This window comes from Dietzia sp. SYD-A1 (assembly GCF_015356725.1).
Taxonomy (GTDB): Bacteria; Actinomycetota; Actinomycetes; order Mycobacteriales; family Mycobacteriaceae; genus Dietzia.
The window spans coordinates 1-15863 of sequence record NZ_JADDKI010000242.1 but is presented as its reverse complement, the minus strand read 5'-3'; the positions used below and the strand labels follow the sequence as shown (position 1 = coordinate 15863).

The window sequence follows — 15863 nt, the reverse complement described above, 5'->3', positions numbered from 1 at the left end:
GTGGTGGCGCCGAGGGTGCCGAACGCCGCCACGGCGTTCGCGCTCACGTTGGGGCTCACCCTGGTGGCGGCGTTCGGCACCCTCGGCGCCACCACAAAGCAGAGTGTGAGCGGCCTCATCGACCAGGGGATCACCGCGGACGTCATCGTCCAGGGGGTGGCCTCACAGGGTCCGCCGATCCCGCTGGACGGCCGGATCCAGGACCGGGTCGCGGGGGTCGACGGCGTCGGGGACGTGGCCTGGCTGGCGTTCGGCTTCGGCCAGCTCGGCGGGGAGCCCCAGGCGCTCGCGGCGGCCGGTGGCCCGGTCGGGGAGCTGCTCGAGGCCACGGTGCTCGACGGTTCGCTCGAGCCCGAGGCCGACTCGCTCGTGGTCTCCCGGGAGGTCTCGCGGGACAACGGGTGGACGATGGGCGCCCGGGTGCCGCTGGTCGGCCCGGACGGAACCGAGTCCACCCTCCGGGTGACCGGGGTCTACGACGACGCCCAGATCCTCGGCCCCTTCTACACCGGTATGGACGTGTACGAACGGTTGGTACCGGAGAACCTCCGCTCGACGGCCATCGTGTTGGCCAAGGCGGCCCCGGGGACGCCGCCGGACGAGGTCCTGGCCGCCGTCACCGAGGAGCTCGCCGACATCCCGATCGCCACCGTGCAGAGCAAACAGCAGTACATCGACGTCCAGTCGGGCGGGATCGACCAGCTGCTCACGATCATCTACGCCCTGCTGGGCCTGGCCCTGGTGATCGCGGTGCTGGGGATCGTCAACACCCTCGCGCTGTCCGTGATCGAGCGGCGCACGGAGATCGGCATGCTGCGCGCCGTGGGCATGCAGCGGTCCCAGATCCGGCGGACGATCAACCTCGAATCCACGCAGATCGCGGTGTTCGGTGCCCTGATCGGCGCCGCCGTCGGTGTCTATCTGGGGTGGGCGTTCGTCTCCGTGCTCGCGGACAGCGGGCTCAGCGAGACCACCATCCCCTGGGGGAACATCGGACTCGTTCTGGTGGCCTCCGCGGTCGTGGGTGTGCTGGCCTCGCTGTGGCCCGCGCATCGCGCTGCCAAGACCGATCCGTTGGAGGCGATCTCGGACTAGCCCGCCACCGAGAGCCAGGCCGCCACCGCCGCACCGGCGATCATCGCGGGACCGAACGCGATGCCGGTGTGGCGGTTCGCTCTACGGATGGCGAGCAACACCACTGCCACCACTGCGTTGAGCGCGAACGCCGCCAGCGTCCCGACCAGGACGTAGTACCAGCCCAGCCATCCGAGAAACAGGCCAAGGACGCCGGCGAGCTTGACGTCGCCCAGCCCGAGTCCCGAGGGGTTGATGAACGCCAGGGTGAAGTAGAGGGCGAGCAGTGCGAGCGCCGCGGCCCCGGCGCGCCCCAGCGCGCCCCAGTCCCCGCTCACCATCGCCGCCACGCCCAACGTCGCCAGGAGGGCCGGGTACAGGGGGACGACGACTACGTCGGGCAGCCGGTGCACGGCCAGGTCGATCGGCACGAGGATCCCGCAGGCCACGGCGAGGGCGGCGAACGCGAGCAGTTCGGGAAGGGTCTCGACAGAACCGGTGCCAGCCAGCTCCGCGGCCCCCGCGCCTCCCGCCGCGGCCAGAGCCACGTGGAGACCGGAGCGCAGCCAGCGGGAGTCGGAGTCGGCGACCGACCGGATCCACCCGGTCAGCGCGGCGGCCAGTGCCGCGCACACCGCCGCGGTGAGGATCGCGGTCACGGTCGCGGTGGTGCTCGGGAGCACTAGGAGAATGCCTCCATCATGTTCATCGCGGTGGGGCCCAGGAGCACGATGAACAGTACCGGCAGGATGCAGAGGATCAGCGGGAAGATCACCTTGACGGGGATCTGCATGGCCTTCTCCTCCGCGCGTTGGCGGCGCTTCATCCGCATCTCCGCGGCCTGGGTCCGCAGGACGTCGGCGATCGAGATCCCGTAGGCATCGGCCTGGATGATGGCGCGGACGAAGCGTCGCAGGTCGGCGACGTCGCTGCGCGTGGCGAGTGACTCGTAGGCCTGCCTGCGGGTCTGGCCGACCTGGATCTCCTGCAGAGTCCGGACCAGTTCCTCGGCGAGGGGGCCCGTCCCGTTCTTGCCGGCCCGGGACATGGCGGAGTCGAAGCCCAGCCCGGCTTCCACGGCGATGGTCATCTGGTCGAGGGTGTCGGCCAACTCGAGTTGGATGGCCTGGCTCCGTTCCTGACCCCGGCTGTGCAGGAGGAGTTCGGGGAGGAAGTAGCAGACCACGGTGGTCGCGAGGCCGAGCAGCACCGGCAGAGGCCCTTCCGTGCTGCGGATGAACAGCACGCTCAGGGCGCCGACCCCCAGCCCCAGGGCGAGCTTCACCACCAGCAGCCGGTCCAGCGACCACCCGGGTGGGCGGCCGGCGCGGGAGAGCAGTCTCTCCAGCATCCGGATGGACCCGGCCGGGGTGAGGCGCCGCGCGAGCACGATCAGCGGCCCAGGCGTCGAGTCCTCGTCCTGTGCGGGCCTCCCGTCAGCCGGCGCCACGTCCAGCCCCAGGGTGAGGTTGGAGACCGTACGGGCGCGATCCCCCCCGAGTCCGGTGACGACGGTCCAGACCACCAGTGCCACGGCCAGGCTGAGGGCGAGAACGGCGAACAGGGCCGAGGAGGACACGGTGATCTCCTTTCTGATTCCGGGGGCGGGTCTAGAACTTGATGTTGACGGTCTTGCGCAGCCACAACCCGCCGGCGACCAGCAGGATCAGGGCGACGACGATCAGCGCGTAGCCGAGCAGGCTCTGGGTGAACGGGACCATGTACGTCGGGTTGGTCATGACGAGGAACCCGGCGATCCCGATCGGCAGGGCCATGAGGATGTACGCCGAGAGCTTCCCCTCCGCCGCCAGGGCCTGGACCTGCCGGCGGATCTGGTTGCGCTCGCGGATTGTGTGGCCCACGCCGTCGAGCACCTCGGCGAGGTTGCCGCCGACCTCACGGTTGATGGCGATGGCCTGGGTCACCCAGACGAAATCCTGGCTGCCCATCCGCTGGGCGGTCTCCTCGAGCGCGGGGGCGAGCTCGCGACCCACCCGCGTCTCGTTGATGATCCGCGCGAACTCCTCGGAGGTCGGTGCCTCGGCCTCGCGGGACACCGAGGCCAGGGCCTGCAGGAGGCTGTGCCCGGCCCGCAGGCTGCTGGCCATCAGTTGGAGCGAATCGTCCAGCTGATCGGCGAAGGCGGCCCGTCGGCGACCGGCTTTGACCGACAGTCCCACCCTGGCGGCCACGGGGGCGAGGATGCCCAGCACGATGCCGAGCAGTGGCCCCGAGACGACGACACCCAACGCGGTGGCGGCGAGAGCGGCCATGATCACGAGAAAGACGAAGTCCTGGAGGCGCATCTTCACCCCGGCCTCGGCCAGAGCCCCGGCACCCGGGGCCCCCCGGCGGCGGAGCATCGTGTCGATCGCCGTCGTCAGGGCGGTCGAGGCCCGCGCCACGGGACCCGGCAGGTCGACGTCTTCGGGGCGGCGCCGATCCCGGGGGAGGCGGGTGCGGGTGAGGAACCGCACCAGGACGTATCCTGCGACCAGAAGGGCGATCGAGAGGGCCCCCACCCCGATGGTCACCGGGGAGAGGCCGCCCGAGGTCACCGCGGACCGCCTGACGGCCCCGCCGCGGTGGCGGAGCCGAACACCCGCGGCGAGAGGGCGATGCCCAGCTCGTTGAACCGGTCGGTGAACCGCGGCCGCACACCCGTGGGAATCGGCTTGCCGAGGAACCTCCCGTTCGCGTCGAGTCCCGCGGCGTAGTCGAAGAGAAAGGCGTCCTGCAGGGTCACCGTCTGCCCCTCCATTCCCTGGACCTCGGTGACCGCGGTGACGCGTCGGGTGCCGTCGCGCAGTCGGGTGAGCTGGATGATGACGTCGACTGCCGAGGCGATCTGCTCGCGGATGGCGCGCAGCGGGAGGTCCATCCCGGCCATGAGCACCAGGGTCTCCAGGCGGGCGATCGCGTCCCGGGGGGAGTTGGCGTGCACCGTCGACAGCGACCCGTCATGGCCGGTGTTCATCGCCTGCAGCATGTCCAGGGTCTCTCCGCCACGGACCTCGCCCACCACGATGCGGTCGGGCCGCATACGCAGGGAGTTGCGCACGAGGTCGCGGATACTGATCTCGCCCTTGCCCTCGATGTTCGCGGGCCGGGCCTCCAGCCTCACCACGTGGTCCTGTTGCATCTGCAGCTCCACCGCGTCCTCGATGGTGACGATGCGCTCGCCCTCGGGGATGAACGAGGACAGGACGTTGAGCAGGGTGGTCTTGCCACTACCCGTGCCTCCGGAGACGATGATGTTCAGCCGCGCCTGCACGCACGCCTGCAGGAGTTCGGCCATCTCCGGGGTGAGCGTCCCGAAGCGGATCAGGTCGGGGACCTTGAAGGGGTCGCGGGAGAACTTCCGGATGGTCAGCGAGGAGCCGTTGACCGCGAGGGGCGGGACGACGGCGTTGACGCGGGATCCGTCGGCCAGCCGCGCGTCGACGAGCGGGGAGGACTCGTCGATGCGCCGCCCGATCCGGGAGACGATGCGCTCGATCACCCGGCGGAGGTCCTCCTCGGAGGTGAATCTCGCGGCGCTCCGGGAGAGCTTGCCGCCCTGCTCGATGTAGATCATGTCCGGCCCGTTGACCATGATCTCGGTGACGGTGGGGTCCGCGAGTAGGCGTTCGAGGGGGCCGTGGCCCAGAACGTCGTCCTGGATGTCGGCGATGAGCCGTTTGCGCTGCTCACTGGTCAGCGGGACGGTCTCCTCCTCGACCACCTGGTTCAGCTCACTGCGGACCAGGGCGTGGAGTTGCTCCTCGGTGAGCGAGGGGTTGTTGAGCCGCGCGCCCATCCGCTCGAACAGGGCCGCCGAGGCGCGTTCCTTGAGCTTGGACAGGGCGTCGCCGGCCGCGGGGGGCGCGGACGGGTCATCGGTCGACGGGGCCACGACGGGACCGGGCGCCACCGGGGCCGCGGTGGCTTCCGGACTCGTGGCGGGCGGGCCCGCGACCGGAGTCACGGGAGCGACGGGGGACACCACGGTGACGGCGGCGTCGGGGGACTTGGCGGCCCGGAGCCGTTCGGACAGACTCATCGCTTCTCTCCCCTGACTTCTCCCTTGTGCAGACGGTGTCGGCCCTCGGATCGGGTGGGCTGCGACACCTGCTGCCCTGGTGCTTCCGGCGACCCTGGAGTACCCGCGGTCGCGGTGGTGGGCGTGGGCTTGAGGCGGCCCAGGAACTTCCCGACCGCTGACGCCGACCTGGGTGCGCGCGCGGGGGAGGGGGTGAACCGACCCACCAGCTTCCTCAGGTGGGTGGTCACGGGGTCGCGCTTGTCGCTCTGCAACAGCGGGATGCCCTGGTTGACCGATGCGACGGCACCCTTGGACCGGGGGATCATCATGTCCACGGAAGCGCCGATGGTCGCCTCGACATCTGTCTTGGTGAGGCCGTTCTGGGTGTCGGCGAAGTTGAGGACCACGTGGCGGCCGGAGAAGACCATCCCGAGCTCGCGCAGGATGTCGATCTCCTTTCGGAGCCCGCGTACCCCCGGAACGTCCATGCTCGTCACCAGGACAAGGTCGTGGGTGTTGTCGAGGACCGTGAGGGTGGGTTCGGTGAGCCCCGGTGCGGTGTCGACCACCACGTAGCGGAACTCCGAGGCCAGGGTCTGCAGGAGCCGGCTGATGTCCTCCATCCCCACCGAGTCCGCCTCGGCGGGAGAACCCGGCCCGCACACCACGTACAGGCCGGTCTCGTGTTGTGTGAGGAAGGTCTTGAGGACCATCGTGTCCTGCGCGGCCGGCCCGTGCACCACGTCCACCAGCGTGTATTCCGGCGCGAGGTTGAGGGCACTGCCCACGTCGCCGAACTGGACGTCGAGGTCGACCAGGACGGTGGAGTGCGGGTCGGAGCGCGCCAGCCCGACGGCCAGGTTGGTGGCGACGGTGGTCTTGCCGACGCCGCCCTTCGGCGAGGCCACACTGATGACCCGACCGGGCTGGGTCTCCGATCCGTTGACCCCGCCTCCGGGGCCGACACCGGTCCCGGCTTGGCGGGTTACGGCGGTGCGGCGGGCGCGTTCGAGGACCCATCCGAGCTCGCCCGGATCGGCATCGGGGTGCACGATGTCGCACACACCGGCCCGCATGGCCGCGAAACCGATCTCCTCGGGCCGGTCGCTGACCAGCACCACCGAGATCCCAGTGTCGTCGGTGCGGAGTCCGGCGGCCACCTCGAGTGCGGTCGTCTGGTCGCGGGGGCCCGCGTCGAGGACGATCACCGACAACTGCTGCGCGCCTTGCGTCATGGCGAGCATCCGCGCGGGGTCTGACGGGAGCGGACCGAGGGGGAGGTCCACGAGATGATCTCCCACCACGGACCGGACACGGTCGCGGAGATCGGCGGACTCGGTCAGTACTGCGAGGCGGCTCATTGGTACACGTTCCCTGGGGTCACGATGCGGGTCCCTTCCTGGGGCACCTCGGGTCCTTCGACGGACAGCCAGATCGTTCCGTGTTCGGCACCGAACACGATGGTCTCCGCGTCGCGGGCGTTGACCGCGAGGGTGACGATCATCCCGCCGTCGGGCATCGCCGCGGCGGCGGGGTCCGCGTCCGACTCGGCGTCGGAAGGTGGGGTGATCCCGCCCTGCACCCGCAGGACGAGGATCTTGTGCAGGACGAGGTGGGTCTCGTTCTGGGGATTCCCCTTGGAGATGAACACCCCGACGGTGGCTCCCGGGGTCAGCGTTCCGCCCAGGACCCGCGGCGCGGCGAGGGGGATCGAGACCTGGTGGAGGTCTGGTGGGGCCGGGATCTCGCCGGGCCTCAGGATCGAGGCCGGGTCGGCGAAGCGGCCGGCGAGGATCTGCTCGCCCGGCTGCAGAGTGGTCACGGCCACCAGACCGTCGAGCTCCGCGAGGTCGGTCACGGCTCCGGGACCCACCGCCGCCGCGGGGATGTTCTCGGCGGCGACGAGCTCGCCCAGGGCCTCGGTCGGGGTGCCCTCGGCGATCGGGCCGGTGGCCACCAGCACGGTGACCGGTTCCATGTCGGCCATCGCGCGTTGATCGGCGTTGTTGACGTAGCTGATCAACACCACGGCGCCGAGCACCGCGAGGAGGACGGCGGCGACGATGGCCACGGCACGACGGTTCACAGCGGACTCACTTACCTATCGGGGGAGCAGGGCCACCACGGAGGCGCCCATGTCGGGGGCGGTCGGCCCGTAGTCGAAGTCGTCGGACAGATCCACGAAGCGGGTGAAGTACCCCTCGATGCAGCGTTCGTTGCCGCGGCAGCTGGAGTTCCATTCGCGACCGGAGAAGCGGTAGCCGGTAATCCGGAAGGCGGCATAGCCGTACACGCGGTACCAGGCGTTGCTGCCGGAATCCCCGGACTCATCGAAGACCGGGATGAGCACGGTCGCGTTGCGCAGCGCGATGAGGTCGGCGTCGGTACAGGCGTTGGGGACCGAGTTGCCGGGGTCGCTCCAGAGGACCTCGTTGATCCGGTTGGCCACACTGCACCTTCCGGAGTTCGCCGCCAGCCACCCGAATCCGCCCGGCACGTGATTGCCGGAGGGGCCCGTGCACCCGTTCGCACCGGCGGTCTTGGAGGCGTAGATGGTGCGTCTGACGGTTCCGGACGGCATCCCGCCGCCGGTCTGCGCCCGGAAGTCACAGAGCGAGAAGGTCAGGGGGAGTACAGCCCTGCCGCCGGTGGGGGCGCCCCACCCCGTCGTGGCCGTCGCCGCGATCGCCGTCTCGTTGATGCCGAGGACGGGGGCGAACCAGTGCTCGCGGATCCCCGAGCCCGTCACGGACACCCGCCCCGAGGACGGTGTGGGGACCGGTACCACGCCGGCGGTCGCCTCCGCGTCGATGGTGTTGGCGGTGAGGAACTGCTGCGCAGTGTCGCGCGGGGTGCGGCAGTTGCCACGCGCGCAGTCCTGGGCGATCGCCAGGGCTGCCGCGTCGGCGCCCGTCTGTAGCTGCTGCCGCTCGGAGTGGACGGAGGCGATGTCGATGGAGATGGCGGCGAAGCCGATCAGGGGGATCATCAGGAGCGCGACCATCACGCTGACCGCCCCGCGGTCGTCGTTCAGCCGTTGCATCGCATGGTCCCCCTGCCGGTCAGGGTGAAGTCGTCGATCGGGAGGAACCCGGAGAGCAGTTCGAGCGGGTAGGTGATGGTGACCGTGGCCGTGCCGGGTGGCGTGGTCGCGGTGGCCGCGCAGCTGGTGGGGGTGACGCTGATCGTCGCCCGGGTGAGGTCCAGCGTGTTGGCGGAGTTCCGAGTGGCGGTCCGCGCCGCGGTGACGCTGTTCTCCAGCGCCATCACCCGCACCCCGTCACGCGCGGCGTTGGAGAGCGTGGTCTGGATGTTGTAGGCGCGGCCGAACTCGATGATTCCCAGGACGAGAGCGAGGAGGACCGGCACGACCAGAGCGAACTCCAGGGCCGCGGCACCGCGGTCGGAGGGGGGGTTGCTCATGGCGAGTCCTCGAGGGGAGAGGGGGCGTGAGGGATTAAACCGACTCCGGCGCAGCGCCCGAGGCTGGGCACTGCGCCGGAGTAGGACGGTGTAGTTACTCGCCGGCGCCCCGGGGGTTCTCAATGTCGTCCGCTACGCCCTGGAAGAGCTCTGACAGGTTATCTCCGAGGGCAAGAACGGCCACGATGATGATCACCGCGATTAGCCCAACCATCAGGCCGTACTCGACGGCCGTAGCGCCACGGTCCTTGCGGTCCTCGAAGCGATCGCTCACGAGGGCGTAGAGCGTGAAGTAGTAAGCAGCAACCTGGCTCATGATGAACCGTCCTTTGGTGCGGGGGTCGGTTGACCCGAGGGGAAGGGGGGCGTCCGATCCGGTGCGAATCAGTGACGAGAATCACTATGGCACACGAGTCAGGTTTGTCAAAACAAACTGATTAATCCGTTGCCTCAGTTCACCCCGCCGCTTCGCCCAGGCGCGGTTTGCGACGGTCCCGGGACTGGTCCTCGGATGCACTCGATTCAGGGTGGATAGCAGACCGATGCAACTGAACAGCGCAAACATCCACCAGCACAGCGATTCTCGTCGCTGGCGCATAGAGTCGGGCGGAGGGGTGGCAGAGGCACGAATTCCGCAGTCTCGACAGTTGACTGACATGTCATGGTGCTTCTGGGCGGGAACTCTAGACTGTGAGAACCTTAAGTCGCAACCTAGGTAAGCCTAAGTCGCGTCCCGTTGAGGCTCGGGCTGGCCTCAGGGGGCGCGAGGCAACCGGGCGTGTGAGAAGTGCGAATCGTTGCCCAGAGGGGCGAGAAATCAGCGCAGCAGGCCGAAGAGGCGTCCGCCCCGGTGCTCGTGGCGCGAGAGCGCGGACCCGAGGAGGTCGGCGTCATGCTCGTGGTCGATCTCTGCGCCGGCGAGGCGCCCCACCGTGCGTTCCCAGAGCAGGCCCTCGTACACCGCGAGCAGATCGAGGGACGCGGCGGCGGGGTCGCGCAGTCCGGCCGCGTCGAGGGCGCCGGTGAGGTCGCTCGGGTCGAGAAGGGCGGCCACGAGATCGGTGGTGTCGTCCTTGCCGGTGAGTTCCATGATGAGTGCGGAGCGGGCTGCCAGTTCTCCGCGGTAGTCGGCGAGGAGGCCCTCGATCATCCGCGTGAGCGTCGACAGAACGTCGTCGGCGTCGGAGGAGGCGAGTTCCTGGATACCGGAGACCTCGACGAAGCCACGCAGGAGCGAGGTGAGTCGGTCGACGGTAAGGGAGAGGAGCTGCGCACGGGTTCGGCAGTAGTAGGAGGTGGAGCCCGAGGGCAGTCCGGCCTCGGAGTCGACGGCGCGGTGGGTCAGCGCCCGGACGCCGTCCCTGGCCACCACCTCGATCGCCGAATCGGCGATCAGCATGCGCCGGTCCTCCATGGTGGCTCCCGTCGTCGTGGTACTCGGTCGCTCGGCTCGACCGCTGTAGCGCGGGCTGGCCGACTAGAGGGTCAGCCTATCGCCGGGATCCCGATCCTGGATCGAAATAACTGCACGCCCCGCCACCGGTTTCGGTGACGGGGCGTCTCAGGAACGGTCGGGCAGGTCAGGCCGCGGAGGCGAGCTTCCGGGCGCGACGCCTGGACGCGTACCTGAGCGCCGTCTGCAGGCCGGCCCGCTGGCCCTCCTCCTGTGCGGGAAGGGGTTTGGGTAGGTCGGCGAACATGCGCTCGGAGTGGGTCTCCGGGGCGTCGTCGGACGTGCGCTGCAACATGTGATCGGGCAGCGACATCTTGGCGATGGTCCGCCACGCCTTGAAGTACTGCACCGGCAGCGGGCCCGCCACGTACGGCAGGTCGTACTTGCGGCACACCTCGCGGACGCGGACCGACGCCTCGGCCAGTCGGTTGGAGGACATGTCGGGGTAGATGTGGTGCTCGATCTGGTACGACAGGTTGCCCGAGAGGAAGTCGATCACCGGTCCGCCGGTGAGGTTGGCGGAACCGAGCATCTGCCGCAGGTACCACTCGGCGCGCGTCTCGTTCTCGACGTCCTTCTTCGTGAACTTCTCGGCGCCGTCGGGGAAGTGCCCGCAGAAGATCACCGCATTGGTCCAGACGTTGCGGATGCCGTTGGCGACGAGGTTGGCGGTCAGCGTGGACTTCCACCCCCTGCGCGAGAGCGCCGGGTAGAACACGTAGTCCTTCGCGAGCTGGCGTCCCGCCTTCCGCGCGAACAGCCGGAGCTTGTTCATCGTCTCGGGGCGGTCGTCACGCCCCTTGGCGACCCTGCCCAGCTCGAGGTGCTGGATCCCGACACCCCACTGGAACAGCAGTGCCAGGGCCGCGTTGTAGACGAGGTTGCCGTAGAAGTACGGGTGCCAGCGCTGGTCACGCGTCACGCGGAGCACGCCGTACCCGACGTCGTCGTCCAGGCCGACGATGTTGGTGTACTTGTGATGGATGTAATTGTGGGTCTGCTTCCAGTGCTCGGACGTGCCCACGATGTCCCACTCCCACGTGGTGGAGTGCACCTCGGGGTCGTTCATCCAGTCCCACTGCCCGTGCATGATGTTGTGCCCGAGCTCCATGTTCTCGATGATCTTCGACAGCCCGAGGGCGCCGGCGCCGATGGCCCACGCGGTGCGATTGCGCGAGCCGACCATCAGCAACGCGCGAGATCCCACCTCGAGGGCGCGCTGGAAGCGGATGGTGTTGCGGATGTAGGCGGCGTCCCGCTCGCCGAGGGAGCCGATGATGTCCTGGCGGATCTGCTCGAGTTCCTCGCCGAGGGCCTCGATGTCAGCCTCGGTGAGGTGTGCGAATTCCGGGATGTCCGTGATAGCCATGAACCTACGGTACCGTAGGTTACGGTCGCGTAGGTAGGGTTAGGTCGTGGGTCACACCGTTCCCCGGGCCTCGCGCTGCGGCGGGACCGTGGCCGGGCGGTGGCAGAACAGTGGCGCGGGCGCGTGATCGGGGCCGCAGCGGGGCGGTTTCGGCCCAGATTATGACGCGCTGGCCAGCGGTGGAGCGCGACGATGCGACATCATTTGTCACGGTTGTGTAACGTCGGGTGGGTTCGCGACGACATATGGGATGTCACGCGCCACGGCCGGCTCGAGGGGTCCCTCGAGCCCGGGCGGCGGCACGCGGGACCACCAGACCGCCAGCTACGCCAGTACGCTTCGAGTACGACACACAAGGGGACACATCATGAGCAGCGCCAACGACATCTTCCTGCAGGCCATCCAGCCCGTCGTCGACATCTTCTGGACCCTGGTGTGGACCGCCACCGGTTCGACCGTGAGCGTTCCCCGCCCGGTGTCGCCCACCCCGTCTGCCTGATCGGTCGCCGCCGGGTACTCGTCCCGGCCCACCGCGACGACGGACCGCAACGGCCCGCCTCTCACCCGGGAGGCGGGCCGTTGCGTGTTCGGGCCGTCGTGTGTTCCGGGTCGTCAGAGCCCGAACTTCTCGCTGCCGCCGAGGTCGATGGGAATGGAGGCTCCGGTGATGCTCGCTCCCGCGGCGCTGCAGAGGTAGACGGCCATCGACGAGATCGCCGACGCCTCCACCCATGGTTCGGGCAGTTGGTTCATCCCGCTGAAGGTCTCGGCGGCGTCCTCGAGCGTGGTGCCCTCGCCCCCGGTCATCATGGCGATCATCGACGGGTTCTCGATCATGGGGGTGCGGACGTTTCCGGGGTGGAGGGAATTGCATCGCACTCCCGAGAAGCCCAGCTCGCCCGCCAGTGACTTGGCCAGCCCACGGACCGCCCACTTGGAGGTGGTGTAGCTGGAGGTGAACGGCGCGCCGCGCAGGCCCACCATGGAACTGATGATCACCACGCACCCGCCCCGGCCGGTGGCCAGGATGTGCGGGATCGCGGCCGTCGTGGTGACCCAGGTGCCCTTGAGGTTGACGTCCAGAGTGGTGTCCCACTCCTCCTCCGAGCGTTCCCAGGAGGCGGCGGGCTCGGGGGAGACTCCGGCGTTGGCCACCACGAAGTCGAGTCCGCCCAGCTCGGCCACCCCAGCCTCCACGGCGTCACGCATCCCTTGGAGGTCGCGGACGTCGACTTCGGCGGTCACGCACCTCCGCCCCAGCGCCCGGACCGCCTCGGCGGTCGCCCGCAGGTCCTCCGGGTCGGCCATCGGATAGGGCACCGTCTCGATATCGCGACACAGGTCGACGGCTATCACGTCGCATCCAGCGGCCGCGAACGCCTCGCAGTGGGCCCGGCCCTGCCCGCGGGCGGCGCCGGTGACCAGCACTACCTTTCCGGACAGTTCGGGTGGGGTGGCGGTGGGGCTCGACATGGTGGGAGTCCTCCTGTGATCGGTGGCGGCCCCTGCGGGGTCTTTCGCCCTGCGGCATGCTGGAAGTCCGACGTTTACATAGTGATAGGTAGTGATCATCATGCTCGAACGGACTCTGGTCCTCGTGGATACCTCGTATCTCTTGGCTAGCTTCTACAACTCGTGGGAGGAGGGTGCACGCGGCCAGTTGGAGATATCCCTGGCCACGGTCGTGCACCGTTTAGATCAGGTGGCCCACGGTCTCGTCGACCAGCCGGTACAACGGCAGAACTGGTACGACGGGATTCCGGATTCCGGCCCGCACCGGTACCAGCGCACGCTCCGGGTGATCGAGGGCGTGCAGCTGCGTGCGGGGCAACTGATCGAGTGGGGCGAGCGGCGCACTCAGAAAGCCGTCGACACACTTCTCGTCGCGGACATGATCCAGGCCGCCTACAAGGGCCAGTGTTCGGACATGGTGCTGGTCACCGGTGATGCCGACATGATCCCCGGGGTCCGGGTCGCCGTGGACGCCGGGGTGCGGATGCATCTGGTGGGCTTCGGGTGGGATTCCATCTCCTCGGCGTTGCGACACGCCTGCGACACCACGCTGGTGCTGGATCCGCGCACGGATTTTCACGACGCCATGCAGATCAGGGTTCTGGAGGGGCCGATCCCGCCCAAGGTCCGGTCCTCGTCCGAGCGTCCCACCGCACCGGGTGATGACGGCAGCGAGCCGGAGGGCGAGGAGTCGGTGGGGATGGTAGAGGTGGATCTGCGCCCCGATCGTGCGTCCGCCACCTCGGTGGCCGATGAGACACGCCTGACGATCGCCGACGAGGAACGGGCTGCCGATGCGGAAGAGCTGGCGGCCGACGCACAGGACTGCGCGGCGATCGCCGAGCGTGGGGTGAGGTCGGGCCCCGGGTCGGAGCCGGTGGCCACGGAACCCGTAGCGGAGCCCGGGGGCGACCGACCCCCATCGCCGTCCCCGGGCCGGCCTCAGGCGGAGGCCTCGACGCCGGGCGCCCCGTCCAACGGGTCCTCGCGTCCGAGTCCGTCGATGATGGCGCCCCACCGCCGTCCGCTGCGGTCCAAGTTCGTTCCGCTGTCGGAGGAGGTGTGGACCTCGTCCGGCGAGCAGACGCCGTTCGACGTGGGCCAGCAGTATGCGACCTGGTGGTATGAACAGGCCGCGACCGAGGAGCAGCGCGATCAGGCCCACCTGCTCTCCGGGGGAGTGCTCCCGCCTGCGGTGGACCGCCCGCTGCTGCAGTTCGCGTGTCAGATGCTCAACGAGTTCACCCTGACCGAGGCGCAGCGGGTTCGTCTGCGCGACGGATTCCATGAGGGGATCCGCGCGGTCCTGCTCAAGCATCGCTGACCCAGGCGGGACGAGGACGTCAGGGCCGAGGCGTCAGAAGGGCGGGGGATCGCGGTCGTCGACGTCGGACCCGTCCCCCCGCGGCGCCGCGACGTTCTCGCGGCGCCGCGCGGCTATGCGGCACGCGCGTCGGTACCAGTGTGTGCTGAGAGGCCGGGGCCGGAGCCAGGGTCGCTCCGGGGACCCGGGGCCGGGCAGCGCTTCGAACCCGTTGCGGGTCAGGTCCCGCCACTTCGCCAGTGGTCCGTCTGGGAGAGTCGTGATGGTGTGACCACTCTCCGTGACGATGGTCAGCGTTCCGTCGCGCAGGAGCTGGTAGTACCAGGTGTGGAAGGTCTTGAACCTGTGGTGGCTCCGACAGAGGCACATGAGATTGGCCTCGACGGTCTGCCCGCCCCTGCCCGGTTCGGAGTGGTCGAACGGAACGACATGATCCACATCGCAGTCCTCGGCCGGGACCGAACATCCGGGGTGGCGGCAGGTTCCGTCGCGTAAACGGATCCGGCGGGCCAGCTCGGCGCTGATCCGGTAGCGGCGCGCACCGTCGGTCGAGTCCGCGGACCCTGCCTCGGGATCGGGGACGGAGATTTGGGCCCCGACGCTGCGGGCCAGCAGAGCGATCAACGCGTCGATCGACGCGGGCCCGCTTCGCGGGACGTACACCTCCGGCTCCTCGCCTGGACCGCGAGGGGCCAGGATGGTGATGATCGGTCTGATCTGCGGTGCGGAATCCCGTGCGGAGCGACCGGAGTCGCCGCTGGCATCGCTGTCGCCGGTGCCGAGGATCGCGTCGACGAGGGCGTCCGCGAGGTGCTGCTGGCGGGAGCGGGCATGCGGGTCGTACGCCGGCCCGGTGCCGTTGCGGACGGCGTCGATCCGGGCCTGCTTCTCGCGGTCGAGCCGCTCCCCGGCAGTGTGCTGGAGCGCGTCGTGGACCGCGGTGGCCTCGGTCGAGGTGAGGTGCGCGCGCAGCTCTGACATCCCGTCCGCCCCGCGACGGACGCTGACTCCGCGCTCGTGCCGCGCAGCCGCGCATCGTCTGGCGACGCCCTCCGGGTCGAAGGCAGCGATGATGCTGTCGGTCTTGGCCAGGATCGCGTGGCGACCGGGCCGCTCGCCGGATGCGATGGACTCGAGCAGCGAGTCCACGACCAGGCGGTGCACGACGTCCAGCACGGAGGGGTCGACCGTCCGCATCTGCCTGACGAGCATCACCGCCGTGCGCTCGTCCAGGAGGCCGGACCTCATGGCTTCGACGATCCCGGGGAACCCCATGACGAGATCCCGGGCCAGCGTGAGCATCGACGCAGCGCGGCGATGGTGGACCCCGTAGGTGGCGACCAGTTCGGCGCAGGCGACGTCGAAGGGGTCCAGCACGGCGTGGTCGCGCGGACGCGGGGGCCCATCGGGGTCGAAGTAGCCGGCCTCGACATCGCGGGCGAACTGCTCTTCCTCGCACAATGCGAGGAGATCGTGACAGGCCTGCAGGCGGGCTGCGGCAGCGCGGTTCTCGGCGCGGAGAGCGTCGAGGGCGGCCAGCCCGGCCGCTGCTATCCCCGAACCGTGTGCTGTCGGCATCCGCGTCCCCCTTCCCGGCAGCCCGGCAATCGCTCGTGTGTTCGATAGCGCAACACTAGCAACGGGGTACGACATGGCATCCTGACCAGGACTGATGCCACTGACG

General features: G+C 69.3%; 16 protein-coding genes. 3 read left to right on the top strand and 13 right to left on the bottom strand.

Features of this window, described 5'->3' with window-relative positions; translation table 11 throughout:
* Window positions 1-1095 (top strand): ABC transporter permease (locus tag IY392_RS10685; protein WP_194861197.1); only part of this gene is annotated, 1095 nt, incomplete at its 5' end.
* Here IY392_RS10685 and IY392_RS10680 read toward each other — a convergent pair.
* From IY392_RS10680 to IY392_RS10630, 11 genes are all read right to left on the bottom strand, one after another.
* Window positions 1092-1757 carry an A24 family peptidase gene (locus IY392_RS10680; RefSeq protein WP_194861196.1) on the bottom strand — a complete coding sequence of 222 codons (666 nt, stop codon included), beginning with the start codon at window positions 1755-1757 and terminating at the stop codon, window positions 1092-1094. The genes IY392_RS10685 and IY392_RS10680 overlap by 4 nt on opposite strands.
* Window positions 1757-2653 (bottom strand): type II secretion system F family protein, encoded by an 897-nt coding sequence (locus IY392_RS10675; RefSeq protein ID WP_182627405.1) that lies wholly within the window; start codon window positions 2651-2653, stop codon window positions 1757-1759. The genes IY392_RS10680 and IY392_RS10675 overlap by 1 nt, the downstream gene beginning before the upstream one ends.
* A gap of 31 nt (window positions 2654-2684) precedes the next feature.
* Complete coding sequence (locus IY392_RS10670; RefSeq protein ID WP_194861195.1) at window positions 2685-3632, bottom strand: type II secretion system F family protein; 948 nt, start codon at window positions 3630-3632, stop codon at window positions 2685-2687.
* Window positions 3629-5116, bottom strand: coding sequence for a CpaF family protein (locus IY392_RS10665; RefSeq protein WP_194861194.1), 1488 nt, complete (start codon window positions 5114-5116; stop codon window positions 3629-3631). The genes IY392_RS10670 and IY392_RS10665 overlap by 4 nt, the downstream gene beginning before the upstream one ends.
* A complete protein-coding gene (locus tag IY392_RS10660) occupies window positions 5113-6459 on the bottom strand; it encodes an AAA family ATPase (RefSeq protein ID WP_194861193.1) in 1347 nt (448 codons plus the stop codon). Before IY392_RS10660 ends, IY392_RS10665 begins: the two co-directional genes overlap by 4 nt.
* Window positions 6456-7169 (bottom strand): Flp pilus assembly protein CpaB, encoded by a 714-nt coding sequence (cpaB, locus tag IY392_RS10655; RefSeq protein WP_194861192.1) that lies wholly within the window; start codon window positions 7167-7169, stop codon window positions 6456-6458. Before cpaB ends, IY392_RS10660 begins: the two co-directional genes overlap by 4 nt.
* 30 nt (window positions 7170-7199) lie before the next feature.
* The gene (locus IY392_RS10650; protein WP_182613413.1) at window positions 7200-8141 is read right to left on the bottom strand and encodes a pilus assembly protein TadG-related protein; all 942 of its coding nucleotides are present in this window, start codon (window positions 8139-8141) and stop codon (window positions 7200-7202) included.
* A complete protein-coding gene (locus IY392_RS10645) occupies window positions 8129-8521 on the bottom strand; it encodes a TadE/TadG family type IV pilus assembly protein (protein ID WP_194861191.1) in 393 nt (130 codons plus the stop codon). Before IY392_RS10645 ends, IY392_RS10650 begins: the two co-directional genes overlap by 13 nt.
* 94 nt (window positions 8522-8615) lie before the next feature.
* On the bottom strand, window positions 8616-8837 hold the full coding sequence (locus tag IY392_RS10640; protein ID WP_194861190.1) for a Flp family type IVb pilin: 222 nt from the start codon (window positions 8835-8837) through the stop codon (window positions 8616-8618).
* Between the two features lie 501 nt (window positions 8838-9338).
* Entirely contained in the window at window positions 9339-9920 is a 582-nt protein-coding gene (locus tag IY392_RS10635) for a TetR/AcrR family transcriptional regulator (RefSeq protein WP_228549274.1), read from the bottom strand.
* 181 nt (window positions 9921-10101) lie between these two features.
* A complete protein-coding gene (locus IY392_RS10630) occupies window positions 10102-11343 on the bottom strand; it encodes an acyl-CoA desaturase (RefSeq protein WP_182613410.1) in 1242 nt (413 codons plus the stop codon).
* A gap of 367 nt (window positions 11344-11710) precedes the next feature.
* On the opposite strand from IY392_RS10630, the gene IY392_RS19420 reads away from it, so the two are divergent.
* Window positions 11711-11842 carry a hypothetical protein gene (locus tag IY392_RS19420; RefSeq protein ID WP_255412657.1) on the top strand — a complete coding sequence of 44 codons (132 nt, stop codon included), beginning with the start codon at window positions 11711-11713 and terminating at the stop codon, window positions 11840-11842.
* A 113-nt stretch (window positions 11843-11955) separates the two neighbouring features.
* On the opposite strand, the gene IY392_RS10625 is transcribed toward IY392_RS19420, so the two are convergent.
* Entirely contained in the window at window positions 11956-12816 is an 861-nt protein-coding gene (locus IY392_RS10625; protein ID WP_194861189.1) for a mycofactocin-coupled SDR family oxidoreductase, read from the bottom strand.
* A gap of 100 nt (window positions 12817-12916) precedes the next feature.
* On the opposite strand from IY392_RS10625, the gene IY392_RS10620 reads away from it, so the two are divergent.
* Window positions 12917-14179 carry an NYN domain-containing protein gene (locus IY392_RS10620; RefSeq protein WP_194861198.1) on the top strand — a complete coding sequence of 421 codons (1263 nt, stop codon included), beginning with the start codon at window positions 12917-12919 and terminating at the stop codon, window positions 14177-14179.
* Window positions 14180-14212: 33 nt separating this feature from the next.
* Here IY392_RS10620 and IY392_RS10615 read toward each other — a convergent pair whose 3' ends face one another.
* Window positions 14213-15757 carry an HNH endonuclease signature motif containing protein gene (locus IY392_RS10615; protein WP_194861188.1) on the bottom strand — a complete coding sequence of 515 codons (1545 nt, stop codon included), beginning with the start codon at window positions 15755-15757 and terminating at the stop codon, window positions 14213-14215.
* Between the last annotated feature and the right edge of the window lie 106 nt (window positions 15758-15863).